Below are 17724 nucleotides of genomic sequence, written 5' to 3' on the forward strand. Positions count from 1 at the left end.
GCGGAGCCGTCCGAACGGCACTTCGCCCTCCGGGGAGGACCCGGAGGGCGAAGTGCCGTCGTACCGGCTATTGGTATCCGCGAATCTCCTTGAAGACCGCCTCCAGGGACTGCTTGCGCGCGTCGAACGCACGGCCTCCGGTGAGCGAGGCGAGGTCTTTCATCTCCTTCTCCTCGGCCTCGCCGAACAGAACGGGGAAGACCGGCACGCCGGGGACGGCCGGCCCCTTCCGGTAGCGCGCCTCGAAGCCGGAGTAGTCCAGTCCCTGGGTGTTCTCCCCGTCCGTCATCAGGACGATCGAGGTGAACCGGTCGGGGTCGTCCGCCGTCTGCTGCTTCATCACGTCGTAGGCCTTGGCGAGGCTGTCGTAGATCGCGGTGCCGCCGCCCGCCCTCAGCCCCTCGGAGAACTGCTGGATCTGCTGCAGGACGGGCTTGGGCTCGTCGTCGGGCACCGTGAACCGCCGAGGGTCCTGCGGCTTGGTGCTGAACGGCAGAAGCGTGACCTCCTCGCGGTTGTGGAAGCGCTGGAGGCTCTCGTCGGCGCCGGTCAGCGCGACCAGCGCGCCCTTCAGGTCCTCCAGGCGGTTGCCGCGCATGGAGCCCGACACGTCCAGCACGTAGACCGTGCGGGACGGCCGGCGCAGCCGGTCGAAGAACGCCGCGACGAGCCGGTCGACCGTGTCCAGCGAGCCGGGGAAAGGCAGTTCCTTCAGGTCGGAGGGTCCGTCGCCGCCGACTCCGGAGGCCACCGGGCGGCGGTGGGTGAGCTCGGCGATCCGCCGCTGGACCTCGGGCTTCAGCAGGTATGCGGTGAGCTTGCCGTGGCTCTCCCGCGCCTTCGGGGAGGCGGTCCCCAGCAGGGTGAGCGGGTAGTCGGCGGTCGCCACCCCGTCGGAGGGGTAGACGAGGGTGAGCGGCTCGGCGAGCTGCCCGGAGGTGTTGAGCGACCTCAGCACCGACTCGTAGTTCACCAGCCCGTCGACCTCGGCGCCGTTGCGGGCGAAGGCCTCCGACAGCCAGCCGGAGGAGCCGGCGGTGAGCAGCTGGGTGGAGAAGAACTTCCGGAGGTCCCCGGAGATCGCCTCGATCCCGGCGGGGTCGAGGTCGCTGCCGCCGTTGAGCGCGATCGCCACCCCGACCAGCGCGGAGAAGCCCGAGTTGGACGAGGCCGGGTCGGACATGCCGTAGGTGAAGTCGCGCCGGGCGGCGGCCTCGGCGATCTGCTTCCAGGTCGGGCGGGTCGAGTCCCAGCCGAGCCGCCGGGCGGCTTCGGGCCGCACGCCCAGCACCACCGGTGAGGACATGATCGGCGTGGCGGTGCCGATCTTCACGCTCGGGTGCAGTTCCAGGTACCGGTTGGAGGAGAACCAGACCGCGTCGTGGGACGCGGCCGCGTCGCCGGAGGCCACCCGCTCGACTCCGTCCAGGGTGCCCGCGTAGTCGATGTCGACGGACACGCCGGTCTCCTCGCGCGCCTCCTTCAGGATCGGCGCGAGATCCGCCAGTTCGCTGCCTGCCAGGACCCGCAGCCCGGTTCCGTCCGAGTCCCCGGTGAGGGAACAGCCGCCGGCCAGCAGGAGGGCGGCCAGGGCTGTGGTGAGCACTCTTCTCATGCCCGTCAGACGCCCCGGATCCTCCCGGAGGAGGAGAACAAACGGTGATCTTCCGGTGAAGGGTGGGAAACGCCGGATGACGAGAAGATAGCCGGAAAAAGAAGAGGCCGGGCCCCGGAGGGCCCGGCCTGCAAGGGTTTCAGGACAGCTCGGAGAGCGCCTTGCGGTAGGCGTCGAGGTCGCGCGCCTCGGGAATGGCGTTGTCGACCTTCCAGCGGACGACGCCCGCCTTGTCGATGATGAAGGTGCCGCGCCGGGCCAGGCCCTTGTCGGCGTCGAAGACCCCGTAGGACTGGGCGACGCCGCCGTGCGGCCAGAAGTCCGAGAGCAGCGGGAACTGGTACTTCTCCTGGTCCGTCCACGCCCGCAGGGCGAAGACGGAGTCGACCGAGACCGCCAGGACCTGGACGTCGTCCCCACCGAGGGTGGGGAGTTCGTCACGGATCGCGCACAGCTCCCCGGTGCAGATCCCGCTGAAGGCCAGCGGGTAGAAGACCAGGACGACGTCCTTCTTCCCCGCGAAGTCCGACAGCTTGACGGGCGTGCCGTGCTGGTCCTTCAGTTCGAAGTCAGGGGCCTTGTCGCCGACCTCAACGGCCATGTCTCATTCCCTTTCGGAGGAGCCTGGAAACCTCGGACGTCCCAGTCTGCCACCCGGCGGGGCACGGTCCGGCGTGCCGCCCGCCCCCGGTTATTTGCGGCCCTTGGGAGCGACCAGCCTGGTGCCCGACCACTCGGGCGCCGCGCTGACGCTGCTCGTCTGGGAGAGCCCCGCGGTCGGAGCGGCCTCGCCGATGTCACTCGGCTCCACATGCCCCTCGCGGCCGGCCTTGGGGGTCAGCAGCCAGATGTGCCCGCCGCCGGCCAGCGAGGTGAGGGCGTCGACCAGGCCGTCGACCAGGTCCCCGTCATCCTCCCGCCACCACAGCAGCACGACGTCCACGACTTCGTCGTAGTCCTCGTCGACCAGCTCGTTGCCGGTGACCGTCTCGATCGAGACCCGCAGCTCTTCGGCCACGTCCTCGTCCCAGCCGAGCTCCTGCACCACCTGGCCCGCTTTGAAACCGAGCCGTTCGGCCAGGCCGCGCTCCGTCTGCGCCTGACCCGCGGTCGCGCTCACTGACGTCCTCCCTGTGTCGTCTTCATGGAATGCACCGTACTGTCTTTCCGGCGTACCCCAAGGTATTGCGGGACAGTCCACACAAAGGACGGCCCCCTGCGCAAGTGCCATGCCCCATCCGCATGGTCCGCGGATGCCTCATCTGCTGTTCACGTTCCCCGCAGGAAGGACAACCGCACCTGTCTGTCGGGATTGTCGAGGTTCAGGTCCACCAAGGCGATCGACTGCCAGGTGCCGAGGGCGAGCCGCCCTTCCAGGACGGGCACCGAAGCATAGGGCGGGATGAACGCCGGAAGCACGTGGGAGCGCCCGTGTCCGCGTGATCCGTGCGCGTGGGCCCAGCGGTCGTCGGCCGGGAGCAGGTCGCGCAGCGCGTTCAGGAGGTCCCGGTCGCTGCCCGCGCCGAGTTCGATGATCGCCACTCCCGCGGTGGCGTGGGGGACGAAGACGTGCAGCAGTCCGTCGCCCTCCCCGGCGACGAAGTCGGCGCAGCGCGGGGTGAGATCGACAATGGTCTCCTCGCGGCCCGTGGAGACGGGGATCACCGTGCTCTTCATGAGACGATCATCACAGGTCTGGACCACCGGGCCGCCGCCGGGTCGGGCCTGGAGTTCCTTGAGGCCCGCTGGGCGGGAATTTGCCGATGCCCGAGGGTGTTGTCAACCACGCACAACACCGCTGTGACCTGCGGTTTGTTACTCAGCAGTAGAGATGCGAGTGGGCCCGGCAGGGAGCAGGATGGAGAACGAGCATCGACAAACAGTCGATGAAATCCGCGCGTGACAAGGGGACCCCAGTGCCTTCCGGACGCCAACGCTTCTCGATCATTAGCGACGGCCTGCCGAGCCAGCTCCCGGACATCAACCCCGACGAAACCCGGGAATGGCTCGAATCACTGGACACGGTCATCAAGACCGAGGGCCGTACCAGGGCCCGCTACGTGATGCTCCGCCTGCTGGAACGAGCCCGCGAGCAGCAGGTCGGAGTACCCGGCCTGCGAAGCACCGACTACATCAACACGATCCCGCCGGAGAGGGAGCCCTGGTTCCCCGGCGACGAGCACATCGAGCGCCGCATCCGCGCCTACATCCGGTGGAACGCGGCGATCATGGTCTCCCGCGCCAACCGTCCGGAGCTCAGCGTCGGCGGCCACCTCGCCACCTACGCCTCGGCCGCGTCGCTGTACGAGGTGGGCTTCAACCACTTCTTCCGCGGCAAGGACCACGGGGAGTCCGGCGACCAGGTCTTCATCCAGGGCCACGCCGCCCCCGGCATCTACGCCCGCGCCTTCCTGGAGGGCCGGCTGTCCGAGGCGCAGCTGAACGGCTTCCGCCAGGAGGTCTCCCACCCCGGCGGCGGCCTGTCGTCCTACCCCCACCCCCGGCTCATGCCGGACTTCTGGGAGTTCCCCACCGTTTCGATGGGCCTGGCGGCCATCGACTCGATCTACCAGGCACGGTTCAACCGCTATCTGCTGTCCCGTGAGATCAAGGACACCTCGCGCTCCCACGTGTGGGCGTTCCTGGGCGACGGCGAGATGGACGAGCCCGAGTCGCTCGGCGCGATCGGCCTGGCCGCGCGCGAGGAACTCGACAACCTCACCTTCGTGATCAACTGCAACCTGCAGCGGCTCGACGGCCCGGTACGCGGCAACGGAAAGATCATCCAGGAGCTGGAGTCGTTCTTCCGCGGCGCCGGCTGGAACGTGATCAAGGTGATCTGGGGCCGCGACTGGGACCCGCTGCTGGCCAAGGACGTCGACGGCGTGCTGGTCAACAAGATGAACACCATGCCCGACGGCCAGATGCAGACCTTCTCCGTCGAGCCGGGCTCCTACATCCGCGAGAACTTCTTCGGCGACGACCCCCGGCTGCGCAAGATCGTCGAGCACCTCGGCGACGACGACCTCACCAAGCTCTCCCGCGGCGGCCACGACTACCGCAAGCTGTACGCGGCCTTCAAGGCGGCCCGCGAGCACACCGGCCAGCCGACCGTGATCCTGGCCCACACCATCAAGGGCTGGACGCTCGGGCCGGACTTCGAGGCCCGCATGTCCAGCCACCAGATGAAGAAGCTCACCAAGAACGAGCTCAAGGAGTTCCGCGACCGGCTCTTCCTGGAGATCCCCGACTCGGCCCTGGAGGCCGACCTCCCGCCCTACTACCACCCGGGCGAGGACTCCGAGGAGATCCAGTACATGCGGGAGCGCAGGGCCGCCCTCGGCGGCTTCCTGCCCAGGCGCGTCACCCGGGCCAAGGCGCTCAAGCTGCCCGGAGACGAGGTCTACAAGGAGCTCCAGAAGGGCTCGGGCAAGCAGAAGGTCGCCACCACCATGGCCTTCGTGCGGCTGCTCAAGGACCTGATGAAGGACAAGGAGATCGGCCAGCGCTTCGTGCCGATCGTCCCCGACGAGGCCCGCACCTTCGGCATGGACGCCATGTTCCCGACGGCGAAGATCTACTCGCCGCACGGGCAGACGTACGAGTCGGCCGACCGCAAGCTCATGCTCAGCTACAACGAGTCCGAGCAGGGTCAGATCCTGCACGAGGGCATCACCGAGGCCGGCTCCATGGCCTCGGCGCTCGCCGCGGGCACCGCGTACGCCACGCACGGCGAGCACATGATCCCGATCTACATCTTCTACTCGATGTTCGGGTTCCAGCGGACCGGCGACCAGATGTGGGCGATGGGCGACCAGATGGGCCGGGGCTTCCTGCTCGGGGCCACCGCGGGCCGCACCACCCTCACCGGTGAGGGCCTGCAGCACGCCGACGGCCACTCCCTGCTGCTGGCCTCCACCAACCCGGCGTGCGTGGCCTACGACGCGTCGTGGGCCTTCGAGCTCTCGCACATCGTCAAGGACGCCCTGCGCCGGATGTACGGGCCCGACTCCGAGGACGTCTTCTACTACCTGACCGTCTACAACGAGCCCTATCTCCAGCCCGCCGAGCCGGCGGACCTGGACGTCAAGGGCCTGCTGAAGGGGCTCTACAAGTTCGCCGACGGGCCCGTCCTGGAGGAGGACGCCCCGCGCGCCCAGATCCTCGCCTCCGGCGTGGCCGGCCGCTGGGCGCTGGAGGCCCAGCGGATCCTGGCCGAGGAGTGGGGCGTGTCGGCCGACGTCTGGTCGGCGACCTCCTGGACGGAGCTGCGCCGGGAGGCCATGAACTGCGACACCTTCAACATGCTCAACCCGGAGAAGGAGCAGACGGTCCCGTACGTGACGCGCCGTCTCGCCGACGTCCAGGGGCCGATCGTGGCGGTCAGCGACTTCATGCGCGCGGTGCAGGACCAGATCGCGCCGTGGGTGCCGGGTGACTACACCTCGCTGGGCACCGACGGGTTCGGCTTCTCCGACACCCGCGCCGCGGCCCGCCGCTTCTTCCATGTGGACACCCAGTCCATCGTGCTGGCGGTCCTCACCCGCCTGGTGAAGCGGGGAGACCTGAAGCACGAGGTGCTGCAGCAGGCCGTCACCCGCTACGGCCTCGACCAGGGCGTGGCCGCCGTCTCCGGCGCGAACGCCCCGGAGGAGTCCGGCGGAGCCGCCTAGAGGCCCCGCGGCATGAACGGCGAAGGGGGCCGGTGACCATCGTGGTCACCGGCCTCCTTCGTCCGCTCCCCGCTCAGGTGGCGGTCAGCAGGTTCTGGTCGTTGCCGCCCGACCGGCAGGCCAGGTCGTCATCGGACAGCAGCCGGCGCCAGCCGTCCTTGAATCCGCGGCGCAGCGCCGCCTGCCTGCGCCAGGCCCGGGTGCGGGCATACCGGATCAGGACCGAGGCCGGCGGACGTCCCAGCCCCGACAGTTCGTAGCCATAAGCCCGCAGCCGCTCGCCCAGCACGTGCTCGCACAGCTGGATCTCCCACGGCTCCAGCCGCTCCTCCCAGGCCCGCACCGCCGTCGAGTCGATGTCCTTGTGCGTCCTGGCGTGGTGCTTCTTGCGCTTGGGGTTCACCGAGGCCACCGCCTCCGGGTGGAGCATGGCCGGGTCGTACCGTTCGCCCAGGAACTCGCACAGGGCGGAGAGCTGAGGGGCCGGATCGGCGACCAGGTGCTCGTACTGCAGCGCGTAGTAGGAGCCCTCCGGGCAGTGCTGGGCCGCCTCGTGCCCGGCGTCGATGGCGGCGGCCCAGGTGACCACGGAGTGGAAGCTGTCGTGCTCCCACCACTTCATGCCCTTCAGCGAGCCGACGCAGTCCCTGCCGTCTCTGATCAGGTGGACGACCTGGGCGTCGGGGAAGAGGCGGAAGAGTTCGGGAAGGTACTGGATGTAGGCGGGCCGCTTGTCCCCCCAGCGGGGTTTGCCGTGGCGGCGCGCGTACTCCCGCAGGACGGTGCCCAGCGCCGACCCCAGCGTCGGCGGGGCCTCCTCGATCCGCCGCACCGTCTCGGCCGGGTCCAGGCCCAGGTCGGGGAACTTGTGGCCGCGGGTACCGGTGATCCACTCGCCCAGCGCGCGGCGGTTGGCCCGCACCCGCAGGTCGCCGAACTCGGCGCGCCGGTAGTAGGCGGGCAGCAGGAAACGTGTCTCGGGGGGTATGGCGATCCTGGGATGGGCGTGCAGCATGAGCTGCAGGAGGGTGGTGCCCGAGCGAGGGCACCCGACGACGAAGATCGGCCGTTCCATTCCGTTCCCTTCTGATGCGCGCTTCCCCAAGATGACGGAGCGTCATCGCCCGGTGGTGTTTACGTGACATGGCCTGGGCGAGAATTGACCCGCCCTTGACCGAACGGGGTGGTGGGGGAGCCGCCTGAGCAGGCGCCACCGGAGAGAGGGCCGCCGAGAGTGTTCAGGGCATGGGCGGGGGATGGCACTCTTGTTCCGTGAACAACGACGCCGTGGGCGGGAACCGGGAGCTGCGCGAGCAGACGACCCGGCGTCTGGAGACCGCGCTGAGCACCTTCGGCAACGCCGCGCTCGCCCGGATGGAGGAGCGTCTGCCGTGGTTCCGGCGCATGCCCGCCGAGCAGCGCTCCTGGATCGGACTGGTCGCCCAGACCTCCATCGCGGCGTTCGTCGACTGGTTCCGCAACGGGGAGAAGACACGGGTGGCGCTCGGCGGCGAGGTCTTCGCCACCGCGCCGCGCGAGATGATGCGCACCATCCGGCTGCAGCACACCGTGGACATGGTCCGGGTGATCAGCGAGGTGGTGGAGACCAGGCTGCACGACCTGGCGGCTCCCGGCGGCGAGGCCCAGCTGCGCGAGGCGATCCTGCGCTACACCCGGGAGGTGGCCTTCAGCGCGGCCCAGGTCTACGCGCGGGCCGCCGAGACCAGGGGCGCCTGGGACGCCCGGCTGGAGGCGCTGGTCGTCGACTCGCTGCTGCGCGGCGACGGCGACGACGGTCTGCACTCGTGGGCCGCGGCGCTCGGCTGGACCACCAAGCCGGTCTACGTGCTGGCCGGGCACGCCCCCGAGGAGGATCCCGAGGCGATCGCCGACCAGATCCGGCTGTCGGCGCGGCGGCTGCGCGTGGACGTCCTGTCGGGGGTGCAGGGGCACCGGCTGATCGTCATCGTCGGCGGGGCGGACGACCCGCTGGCCGCGTCCCAGCTGCTGTCCGCCAAGTTCGGGCCGGGCCCGGTGGTCGTCGGGCCCGAGGCGCCCGACCTGTACGGCGCCACCGCCTCGGCCAGGGCCGCGCTGGCCGGGCTGCGCGCGGCGGTGGGCTGGCCGGACGCGCCCCGCCCCGTCCTCGCCTCCGAACTGCTTCCCGAGCGCGCGCTGGACGGTGACGCCGCCGCCCGCGAGTACCTGGCGGGCGAGGTCTACGGGCCGATCCAGACGGCCGGCGCGCCGCTGCTGGACACCCTCACCACCTACCTCGAGCAGGGCTCCTCACTGGAGGCGACGGCCCGGCTGCTGTACGTCCACCCCAACACGGTGCGCTACCGGCTGCGGAGGGTGGCGGAGCTGACCGGCCTGATGCCCACGGACGGCAGAGGGGCTTTCACGCTGCGTATAGCCCTGGTGCTGGGAAGGTTCGCTGAACGCCCCCATTCCGGGTGAAGACGGAGGGGATGGGGCTAAGCGATGCACTTCACTGTTGTAAGAGTCCTACAAAGGGAAGCGATCAAACTTCGTCCCTGTCGGCATGACTCGGGCGGGGGTGCGGACGGCATGGTTAGACCGTGCTTCTCATCACAGCTCCCGGCCAAGGCGCCCAGACTCCCGGATTCCTCGCCCCGTGGCTCGAGGTCCCCGGCGTGCGCGACCGGCTCACCGCCTGGTCAGACATCGCCGGCCTGGACCTGATCCGGTACGGGACCACCGCGGACGCCGACGAGATCAAGGACACCGCCGTCGCCCAGCCGCTGCTGGTCGCCGCCGCGCTGGTGACGTTCGAGGCGCTCGGGGTCACCCCCGGAGCGGTCGCCGGCCACAGCGTCGGCGAGCTCGGTGCCGCCGCGATGGCGGGCGTGCTCACACCCGAGGACGCGATGCGCCTGGTCGCGGTCCGCGGCCGGGGCATGGCCGAGGCCGCCGCGGTCACCGAGACCGGCATGACCGCGGTCCTGGGCGGGGACCTCGACGAGGTGCTCGCCGCGATCGACAAGCACGGGCTCACCCCCGCCAACATCAACGGCGCGGGCCAGATCGTCGCCGCCGGCACGCTGGAGCAGCTCGCGAAGTTCGCCGAGGAGCCCCCGGCCAAGGCCCGGCTGCGGCCACTGGCCGTCGCGGGAGCCTTCCACACCGAGCACATGGCCCCGGCCGTCGCGGCCCTGGACGCCGCCGCCGCGTCGGTCGAGCCGAAGGACCCGCAGATCAAGCTGGTGTCCAACAAGGACGGCGCGGTGGTCGACTCCGGAGCGGAGTTCGTACGCCGGCTGGTCGGCCAGGTGAGCGCCCCGGTCCGCTGGGACCTGTGCATGGGCGCCTTCGCCGAACTGGGTGTCACCGCGATGATCGAGCTGGCTCCGTCCGGCACCCTGGTGGGTCTGGCCCGCCGGGAGCTCAAGGGCGTGCAGCTGCTCGGCCTGAAGACTCCCGAGGACATCGAGAAGGCGAGGGAACTGGCATGAGCATCCAGCTCGCGGCCGGACGTCCCGGCGCACGCATCCTGGCCTTCGGCCACTACCAGCCCGACAACGTCGTCACCAACGCCGACCTGGCGGCCCGGGGGGTGGAGACCAACGACGAGTGGATCCGCTCCCGGGTGGGCATCGCCGAGCGGCGGCTCGCCTCGGCCGACGAGTCCATGGAGGACCTCGCGGTCGCCGCGGGAGGCAAGGCCCTGGCGGCCAGCGGCCTGTCCGCCGACGACATCGACCTGGTGATCGTGGCGACCTGCACCGCCGAGACCCAGGTGCCGAACGCCTCGGCGACGGTGGCGTTCCGGCTGGGCATCAAGGCCCCGGGCGCGTTCGACGTGAACGCCGCCTGCGCGGGCTTCGCCTACGCGCTCTCGGCCGCCAGCGACGCGATCCGGGCCGGCTCGGCGCGCAACGTGCTGGTGGTCGGGTCGGAGAAGTTCTCCCCCTGGATCGACTGGACCGACCGCACCACCTGCATCATCTTCGCCGACGGCGCGGGCGCCGCGGTGGTGACCGGCTCCGACGTCCCGGAGATCGGTCCGGTGGTGTGGGGGAGTGACGGCGAGAACGCCGACAAGATCAAGGTGGAGGACCGCAACTCCTTCCTCCACCAAGACGGCCAGGCCGTCTTCCGGTGGGCGACCACCGCGCTGCACCCGGTGGCACTGGAGGCTTGCCGACGGGCCGGAGTCGCCCCGTCGGAGCTCGCCGCCTTCGTGCCACACCAGGCGAATCTCCGGATCATCCGCGGCATAGCGAAGAAGCTGAACGCACCCAACGCGGTGATCGCCGAGGACATCGTCAATGCCGGGAACACCTCGGCCGCTTCCATCCCGATGGCACTGTCCCGCATGATCGAGCGCGGCGACATACCCTCGGGTGAACCGGCCCTCATCATCGGGTTCGGCGCAGGTCTGACCTACGCTGCCCAGGTCATCCAGATCCCCTAGGGTCTGGGCACAACATTCGAAATCGATACAGGAGTAACCGAGCATGGCTGAAGTCAGCACCCAGACGATCCTCGACGGCCTTGGCGAGATCGTCGAGGAGATCGTCGGCATCCCGGCCGCCGACGTCACCCCCGAGAAGAACTTCATCGACGACCTGGACATCGACTCCCTGTCGATGGTCGAGATCGCCGTCGCCGCCCAGGACAAGTTCGGCGTCGAGATCCCCGACGACGAGCTGAAGAACCTGCGCACCGTTCAGGACGTCGTGGACTACGTCCAGGGCCTGGCCGCCAAGGCCTGACCTTTCCTGGGCTCCGGGATCCGGAACCGGAGCCCTTGCGACGCGCGGGCCGCTGCAGAGGCCCGCGCGTCGTGGAAAACCCCCCAGGTAAGAGGAGCAAGTGCAATGGGCAAGACTCGTGTTGTCGTGACCGGTTTGGGAGCGTCCACCCCGCTGGGGGGTGACGTCGCATCGACGTGGGACGCTCTGCTGGCCGGTAAATCAGGCATGCGTCCGCTTCCCTGGGACAACGTCGACGAGCTCCCGGTCAAGTTCGCAGCCCTGGCCGCGGTCGAGCCCGCCGACACGGGCCTCCTGACCAAGCCCCAGCTGCGCCGGATGGACCGGTGCCAGCAGTTCGCCATCATCGCCGCCGTCGAGGCGATGAAGCACGCCGGCTACGCGCACAAGGACACCCCCGGCGAGACCGTGGACCCCGACCGCCTCGGCGTCGTCCTCTCCTCGGGCATCGGCGGCCTTCACTCCGCCCTCGACAGCTACGACGTCTTCCGCGAGAAGGGCTGGCGCCGCGTCTCCCCGTTCACCGTGCCGATGCTGATGCCCAACGGCTCGGCCGCGCACGTGGGCCTGGAGTTCAACGCCACCGCCGGCATCCACGCGCTGGTCTCCGCCTGCTCCTCCAGCGCCGAGGCCATCGGCTACGCCATCGACATGATCCGCAACGGCCGCGCGGACGTGGTCATCGCGGGCGGCACCGAAGCGTGCATCCACCCGCTGCAGATGGCCTCCTTCGGCGCGATGCGCGCCATGTCCACCCGCAACGACGCCCCCGAGCTCGCCTCCCGCCCGTACGACAAGGCGCGTGACGGCTTCGTGCTCGGCGAGGGCTCCGCGGTCCTGATCCTGGAGTCCGAGGAGTACGCGCGTGCGCGCGGCGCCCGGATCCACGCTTACGCCTCCGGCGTCGGCTACTCGGCCGACGGCCACGACATGGTGCAGCCGCCCGAGGACGGCCGCGGCGCCACCAAGGCGATGCTGCGCTGCCTGAAGGACGCCGGCCTGGAGCCGGAGCAGATCGTCCACATCAACGCGCACGGCACGTCCACCCCGCAGGGCGACGTGGCCGAGCTCAACGGCATCAAGGGAGCGCTCGGCGAGCACGCCCGCAACGTCAACATCACCGCCACCAAGTCGATGACCGGCCACCTGCTCGGCGGCGCCGGCGCGCTGGAGTCGCTGTTCACCGTTCTGTCGCTGCGGGAAGGCCTGGTGCCCGCCGTCGCGAACCTGGAGAACCTGGATGACCAGGTCGACCTCGACATCGTCATAGGCGAGCCGCGCAAGCTGCCTGACGGCCCGGCCGCCGCTCTCAACAACTCGTTCGGCTTCGGCGGTCACAACGTGACCCTGGCATTCGAACGGGCACTCGAGCCTTAGGAGCCCACGTGACCGTCCTTGACACTTCCAGCAAGGCCGTTTCCGAGGATGTGGCGGCAGCCGACCCGCGCGACCCGCGGGTCCGGCTCGAGGCACTCTTCGACGAGGGGAGCTTCCGCCCCCTCTTCGGCGGCGAGGGAAGCGGCAAACTCGCCGGTCAAGGACGGATCGAAGGGCTGCCGGTGGTGGCCTTCGCCAGCGACCCGCGCGCCATGGGCGGCGCGATGGGCATGGAGGGCTGTCAGGCCGTCGTGGCCGCCTACGACCTGGCGATGCGCGAACGGCTGCCGATCATCGGGCTGTGGCACTCCGGCGGCGCGCGGCTGGCCGAGGGCGTGGAGTCGCTCCACGCCGTCGGCCAGATCTTCGCCCAGCAGACCCGGGCCTCGGGCGTCATCCCGCAGATCTCGGTGGTGCTCGGCCCGGCGGCCGGCGGCGCGGCCTACGGCCCGGCGCTGACCGACATCGTCATCCTCTCGGAGAACGGCCGGATCTTCGTGACCGGCCCGGACGTCGTCAAGTCGGTCACCGGCGAGGAGATCGACATGGTCGGCCTCGGCGGCGCGGTGGCGCACGGCAAGAAGTCGGGCGTCGCGCACATCACCACCCCGGACGACACGTCCGCGATCGCGACCGCGCGCAAACTCGCCGTCCTGCTCGGCCACCAGGGCCGGATCCGGCCCGACGAGGTCGAGGAGCGCGACTTCTCCGACATCCTCCCGGAGAACGTGCGCCGCGCCTACAGCGTGCTGCCGCTGGTCAAGGGCATCGCCGACGACGAGGTCATTGAACTGCAGGCCAAGTGGGCGCCCAACATCGTCACCGCGTTCGGGCGGCTCGGCGGCCGCACGGTCGGCATCATCGCCAACAACCCGCTGCGGCTCGGCGGCTGCCTCGACAGCCCGTCGGCCGAGAAGTGCTCCCGCTTCGTCCGCCTGTGCGACGCCTTCGGGGTGCCGCTGATCGTCCTGGTGGACGTCCCCGGCTACCTCCCGGGCGTCGGCCAGGAGCACGGCGGTGTCGTCCGCCGCGGCGCCAAGCTCCTGCACGCCTTCGCCGAGGCCACGGTCCCCCGCGTCACCCTGGTCACCCGCAAGGCCTACGGCGGCGCCTACATCGCCATGAACTCCCGTTCCCTGGGCGCCACGAAGGTCTTCGCCTGGCCGACGGCCGAGATCGCCGTCATGGGCGCGCTGGCCGCCGTCCGCGTCCTGCACCGCAAGAAGCTCGCCGCCGTCCCCGAGGAGGAGCGCCCCGCCCTCGAGCAGCGGCTCGCCGACGAGCACGCCGAGATCGCCGGCGGCCTCCCGCGCGCCATGGACCTCGGCGTCGTCGACGAGGTCGTCTCGCCCACCGGCACCCGTGCCGCCCTGGCCCGCGCCATCGCCGAGGCCATCCCGGCCCGAGGCAGCCACAACAACATCCCGCTTTAGCCTCGCACTCCCACCCGGCCGGGCCCGTCCACCGACGGCCCGGCCGGACTCGTCTCCGGGCAACGCGATCAGCAGGAAGGGCCCATTTCTCGCCGATCGGAGGTATCGAATAATTGGGATGTTTGTTCGAGCCTCGGCGGGGATAGACTTCTGTCGGACAGAATTGTTTCATGGCTCGTAAGCTCGTCTTCGCTCGATCGGCGCGCAAGCACCGCATCGGAAAAGCGCATGCTCTCCACGTGATGCGTTCGGGGCCGCCGGTGGTGGTTCCGCCGACAGGAGGCGAACTCGATGATCGGTGGGTCTGGGTCGGGGCGGACGAACGCGGGGTCGAGCTTGAGGTGATCGCTCTTCTGCTGCCTCAGATGCTTCTGGTCATCCACGTCATGCCGACCGCTTTGAGGAGGAGATGATGGGAGTTCCGTACGAAGAACACTACGGCGAGCCCTACCGGCCGGAAGATCTCGAGTATGTGGTGGAGGAGGTGGACCTCGAGGCGGAAGAGGTCCTGGACTCCTTCGGCAACAGGGTCGACGAGGACTACGTGCGGAGAGCCGTCGCCGATGCCAGGAGGAAGACCGCAGGCCGTCCTTCGTTGACCGGCGAGGCCGGAAGCTCACCGCGGGTCTCCTTCCGGGTGCCGGACTCCCTGCGCGAACTGGCCCAGCAGAGGGCTGAGAAAGAAGGAAAGACGGTCTCGGCCCTGGCGCGGGAAGCATTCGAGGACTACCTCAGGGCGGGCTGAATCGAAGCCCGATCGAATACGGAGAAGGTGGGGGCGCCGACGCCTTTCCCGCGTTGTCGAGTACGAGGGTCTTCGGGCTGTGTTGCTGCGGTGGATGTTGTTTTGATGGCGGAATGACGAACCAGACTTCTTTCTCGTTGAGCGACAGGTGGGCCGCCCAGCCGTTGTGGTTCACGTTCCTTTACACCGCGGTTCTGAGCGGAGGGCTGTTCGCGCTGTGGACGCGGGTGACCGGTCCTGATCGGGAGATGCGCGAGCCGCTCGTCGCGGTCCTTCTGGGGGTGCTCTTCGGTCTTTTCTTCGGGGCGGGCATGACTTGGCTGCAGCACTGGATACGGAAGAAGACGGGACTCGCCGAGTTGGACCACCACGCTCGACTCGTGGTCAGCCGGGCGTTGCGCACGGGGCATCCGCCTGCTGATCCGTCCTTCCATCCCGCGTTGCGGCGCGTGGTCGCGTACAGCCTTTGCCAGGCGCGGAAAAACCGTCGTGCCGCGCCGGTCGCCTACGGAGCCATGCTGCTGTTGGGCGCGGTGAACACGTGGCTCATCAGCCCCTGGTTCGTGCTGCTGATTCTTTGGTTCGTCATCCTGGGCGCCTACGCCTGGATCAGGTTCATCCGGGAGGAAGCGCGACTGGCGGGGCTGGAGCGGGCTTTGGCCGAGTAAGAGGGAAAGCGTCGTAGCGGGGGCAGACTGGGCGCCTTGGGTGCTGTTATCGTCACTTCTCCGATTTCTGGAGGGTGAATGCTGCACGAGCTGGTCGGGCCGCTGCTGGAGCCGGCGTTCACGCTGGGGGAGACACCCACCTCCTGGGGAGAGGTGCTGGGGTTCGTCACCGGGGTGGTGACGGTCTGGCTGGTGGTGCGGCAGCACATCGCCAACTGGGGAGTCGGGATCGTCAACGTGGTGATCCTGGGGCTGATCTTCCTGGACAGCGGGCTCTACGCGGACGCGTCGCTGCAGATCGTCTATGTGGTGCTCGGGTTGTACGGGTGGTGGGTGTGGCTGTACGGGGGTGAGAACCGGACCGAGCGGCTGGTGCAGTCGACCTCTCGCGGGGAGTGGGCGGGCATCGCGGTGGGGATCGTCGCGGCCACCGCGCTGATGACCTGGGTGCTCGTGTCCTTCACGGAGTCGACCGTGCCGTTCTGGGACGCGCTGACGACGGCTCTGTCGCTGGCGGCGACCTACGGGCAGTGCAGGAAACTCATCGAGTCGTGGGTGCTGTGGATAACCGTCGATCTCATTTATGTGCCGCTCTACGCTTACAAGGGGCTGTACCTGACGGGGGCCCTGTATGTGATTTTTCTCGGGTTGTGCGTCGTGGGGCTGCGAGCCTGGCGGCGGGATCTGGCGGGGCGTACGGGCGTGCCGGCGGCGGCATGAGGTACGGGCACGGACTGGTGATCGGGAAGTTCTATCCGCCGCACGCGGGGCACCACCACCTCATCGACACGGCGGCCGAGGCGTGCGAGCGGGTGACGGTCGTCGTCGCGGCGGCCAGCGTGGAGAGCGTTCCGCTCGCCGACCGGACGGCGTGGTTGCGGGAGGCGCACCCGCAGGCGCGGGTGAACTTCGCGCCGGTCGTCGACGATGTCGAGATCGATTACGGGTCGGACGAGGTGTGGACGCGGCACGTGGAGGTGTTCCGGCACGGCTTGCGGCAGTACTGGGGCGACGAGGTGGAGATCGACGCCGTCTTCAGCTCCGAGGGCTACGGGGAGGAGCTGGCCCGCAGGTTCGGGGCGGTGGCCGTCGCGGTCGATCCGGGGCGTGAGCGACTGCCCGTGAGCGGCACGGCCGTCCGGGGCGATCCCGTCGGCCACTGGGGCTTCCTGTCCCCGGCGGTGCGGGCGGCACTGGCGAAGCGGGTCGTCGTGGTGGGCGCGGAGTCGTCGGGCACCACCACGCTCGCGCGGGATCTCGCCGCCGCCTTCGCGGCGCGCGGCGGCGTCTGGGCTGACACCCGCTGGGTGCCGGAGTACGGGCGCACGTACTGCGAGGAGAAACTCGCGGCGGCCCGGCAGGAAGATCCGTCCGCCCGGCTGGAGGACCTGGAGTGGAGCTCGGAGGAGTTCACGCTGATCATCGACCGGCAGCTCGGCTGGGAGGACGCCGCCGCACGGGTCTCCTCACCGCTGCTGGTGTGCGACACCGACGCGTTCGCCACCACGTTGTGGCACGAGCGCTACCTCGGCGGCGTCCCGCCTGTTCCCGTGCGGGCCCGCCACGACCTGTGGATCCTCACCGACGTCCGCGACGTGCCCTTCGAGCAGGACGGCTGGCGTGACGGAGAGAAGATCCGGCATGCGATGCACGATCGGTTCGCCGCGGAACTGGCCGCCCGGGGCCTGTCCCATCTGCTCGTTCAGGGGACGCCCGCCGAGAGGCTCGCGCAGGCCGTCAGCGCCGTCGATGAACTCCTCGCCCGGGGCTGGGCTTTCAGCGATCCCCTTACCGCTGCGGACCTGTAGGCGAGCCCGGCGGCCGGGAACGCGGTGGAGAGATATGGGGACCCGTGGTCAGGGGACGTCCCAGAAGGCCAGTTCGTGGCGCATGGCCTCGGTGAAGAAGGCGCGGGCTCGGGCGGGGTCGGGTGCGGACTCGTCGAGCATGACGGCGCAGCGGCGGGCGAGGGCGGCGAAGGCGGGGTCGGCGTAGGAGTCGACCCAGCGCTTGTAGCGCGGGTCGGCCGGGGGGTCGACGGCCAGGGCGCGGCCGATCTCGGAGTAGCCCCACATGCAGGGGTAGAGGGCGGCGAGGCCGTCGGAGTAGTCGGCGGCGGCTTCCAGGAGGAAGGACGTGTAGGCGGCGCAGGGGGCGCCCATGACGGCGCCGTCCAGGTCGGCGCCGAACTCGGCGGCCAGGCTCCGGTGCAGGCTCAGCTCCTCGTGGAACGTCGAGTGGGCCAGGTCGACCAGGTCGCCGAGGTGGGCGGCGGGAGCCTGCCACGCCAGCCGGGAGAAGACGCGGACGTAGTCGAGCAGGTAGAGGTAGTCCTGCTCCAGCCACGACCGGAAGACCCGCTCGTCCAGGGTGCCCTCCGCGATGCCGCGGACCGTCGGGTGTTCCAGCTGCGCCTTGAGCAGTTCCCGGCCGAGTTCTTCCAACTCTTGTGCGATGCCCATCCCGTCATCCTG

At 69.7% G+C, this 17724-nt stretch carries 18 protein-coding genes; 12 read left to right on the forward strand and 6 right to left on the reverse strand.

Annotated elements, in window-relative coordinates; translation table 11 throughout:
- Nucleotides 1–67 precede the first annotated feature (67 nt).
- From ABGB12_RS14195 to ABGB12_RS14210, 4 genes are all read right to left on the reverse strand, one after another.
- Nucleotides 68–1615: a VWA domain-containing protein gene (locus ABGB12_RS14195; protein ID WP_347677869.1), complete on the reverse strand. Its 1548-nt coding sequence runs from the start codon at nucleotides 1613–1615 to the stop codon at nucleotides 68–70.
- A gap of 139 nt (nucleotides 1616–1754) precedes the next feature.
- Nucleotides 1755–2216 carry a peroxiredoxin gene (locus ABGB12_RS14200; protein WP_347677871.1) on the reverse strand — a complete coding sequence of 154 codons (462 nt, stop codon included), beginning with the start codon at nucleotides 2214–2216 and terminating at the stop codon, nucleotides 1755–1757.
- A 90-nt stretch (nucleotides 2217–2306) separates the two neighbouring features.
- Nucleotides 2307–2735 (reverse strand): DUF3052 domain-containing protein, encoded by a 429-nt coding sequence (locus tag ABGB12_RS14205; RefSeq protein ID WP_347677873.1) that lies wholly within the window; start codon nucleotides 2733–2735, stop codon nucleotides 2307–2309.
- A 149-nt stretch (nucleotides 2736–2884) separates the two neighbouring features.
- Nucleotides 2885–3292, reverse strand: coding sequence for a YjbQ family protein (locus ABGB12_RS14210; RefSeq protein ID WP_347677875.1), 408 nt, complete (start codon nucleotides 3290–3292; stop codon nucleotides 2885–2887).
- 239 nt (nucleotides 3293–3531) lie between these two features.
- Between ABGB12_RS14210 and aceE the strand changes: the two genes are divergently transcribed.
- Nucleotides 3532–6288 (forward strand): pyruvate dehydrogenase (acetyl-transferring), homodimeric type, encoded by a 2757-nt coding sequence (gene aceE, locus ABGB12_RS14215; protein WP_347677877.1) that lies wholly within the window; start codon nucleotides 3532–3534, stop codon nucleotides 6286–6288.
- A 73-nt stretch (nucleotides 6289–6361) separates the two neighbouring features.
- On the opposite strand, the gene ABGB12_RS14220 is transcribed toward aceE, so the two are convergent.
- Complete coding sequence (locus ABGB12_RS14220) at nucleotides 6362–7363, reverse strand: sulfotransferase (protein ID WP_347677879.1); 1002 nt, start codon at nucleotides 7361–7363, stop codon at nucleotides 6362–6364.
- A 197-nt stretch (nucleotides 7364–7560) separates the two neighbouring features.
- Here ABGB12_RS14220 and ABGB12_RS14225 point away from each other — a divergent pair, with 197 nt between their 5' ends.
- The 11 genes from ABGB12_RS14225 to ABGB12_RS14275 all read left to right on the forward strand — a co-directional run bounded on the left by ABGB12_RS14225 (nucleotide 7561) and on the right by ABGB12_RS14275 (nucleotide 17058).
- The gene (locus ABGB12_RS14225; RefSeq protein WP_347677881.1) at nucleotides 7561–8748 is read left to right on the forward strand and encodes a helix-turn-helix domain-containing protein; all 1188 of its coding nucleotides are present in this window, start codon (nucleotides 7561–7563) and stop codon (nucleotides 8746–8748) included.
- Between the two features lie 122 nt (nucleotides 8749–8870).
- On the forward strand, nucleotides 8871–9764 hold the full coding sequence (locus tag ABGB12_RS14230; protein ID WP_347677883.1) for an ACP S-malonyltransferase: 894 nt from the start codon (nucleotides 8871–8873) through the stop codon (nucleotides 9762–9764).
- On the forward strand, nucleotides 9761–10726 hold the full coding sequence (locus ABGB12_RS14235; RefSeq protein ID WP_347677886.1) for a beta-ketoacyl-ACP synthase III: 966 nt from the start codon (nucleotides 9761–9763) through the stop codon (nucleotides 10724–10726). The genes ABGB12_RS14230 and ABGB12_RS14235 overlap by 4 nt, the downstream gene beginning before the upstream one ends.
- 43 nt (nucleotides 10727–10769) lie before the next feature.
- On the forward strand, nucleotides 10770–11027 hold the full coding sequence (locus ABGB12_RS14240; RefSeq protein ID WP_106401968.1) for an acyl carrier protein: 258 nt from the start codon (nucleotides 10770–10772) through the stop codon (nucleotides 11025–11027).
- A 105-nt stretch (nucleotides 11028–11132) separates the two neighbouring features.
- Nucleotides 11133–12404 (forward strand): beta-ketoacyl-[acyl-carrier-protein] synthase family protein, encoded by a 1272-nt coding sequence (locus tag ABGB12_RS14245; RefSeq protein WP_347677889.1) that lies wholly within the window; start codon nucleotides 11133–11135, stop codon nucleotides 12402–12404.
- An 8-nt stretch (nucleotides 12405–12412) separates the two neighbouring features.
- On the forward strand, nucleotides 12413–13837 hold the full coding sequence (locus ABGB12_RS14250; RefSeq protein WP_347677891.1) for a carboxyl transferase domain-containing protein: 1425 nt from the start codon (nucleotides 12413–12415) through the stop codon (nucleotides 13835–13837).
- A gap of 170 nt (nucleotides 13838–14007) precedes the next feature.
- Nucleotides 14008–14250 carry a hypothetical protein gene (locus ABGB12_RS14255; RefSeq protein ID WP_347677893.1) on the forward strand — a complete coding sequence of 81 codons (243 nt, stop codon included), beginning with the start codon at nucleotides 14008–14010 and terminating at the stop codon, nucleotides 14248–14250.
- Nucleotides 14250–14582, forward strand: a complete 333-nt coding sequence (locus tag ABGB12_RS14260; protein ID WP_347677895.1) for a hypothetical protein — start codon at nucleotides 14250–14252, stop codon at nucleotides 14580–14582. The genes ABGB12_RS14255 and ABGB12_RS14260 overlap by 1 nt, the downstream gene beginning before the upstream one ends.
- A gap of 113 nt (nucleotides 14583–14695) precedes the next feature.
- A complete protein-coding gene (locus tag ABGB12_RS14265; RefSeq protein WP_347677897.1) occupies nucleotides 14696–15250 on the forward strand; it encodes a hypothetical protein in 555 nt (184 codons plus the stop codon).
- Between the two features lie 78 nt (nucleotides 15251–15328).
- Nucleotides 15329–15970, forward strand: a complete 642-nt coding sequence (gene pnuC / locus ABGB12_RS14270; RefSeq protein WP_347677899.1) for a nicotinamide riboside transporter PnuC — start codon at nucleotides 15329–15331, stop codon at nucleotides 15968–15970.
- Nucleotides 15967–17058: an AAA family ATPase gene (locus ABGB12_RS14275; protein ID WP_347677901.1), complete on the forward strand. Its 1092-nt coding sequence runs from the start codon at nucleotides 15967–15969 to the stop codon at nucleotides 17056–17058. Before pnuC ends, ABGB12_RS14275 begins: the two co-directional genes overlap by 4 nt.
- 48 nt (nucleotides 17059–17106) lie before the next feature.
- Here the strand turns inward: ABGB12_RS14275 and ABGB12_RS14280 are convergent, their stop codons facing one another.
- The gene (locus ABGB12_RS14280) at nucleotides 17107–17712 is read right to left on the reverse strand and encodes a transcriptional regulator (RefSeq protein WP_347677903.1); all 606 of its coding nucleotides are present in this window, start codon (nucleotides 17710–17712) and stop codon (nucleotides 17107–17109) included.
- Nucleotides 17713–17724 lie beyond the last annotated feature (12 nt).

This window comes from Actinocorallia sp. B10E7 (assembly GCF_039871655.1).
Lineage (GTDB): Bacteria > Actinomycetota > Actinomycetes > Streptosporangiales > Streptosporangiaceae > Actinocorallia.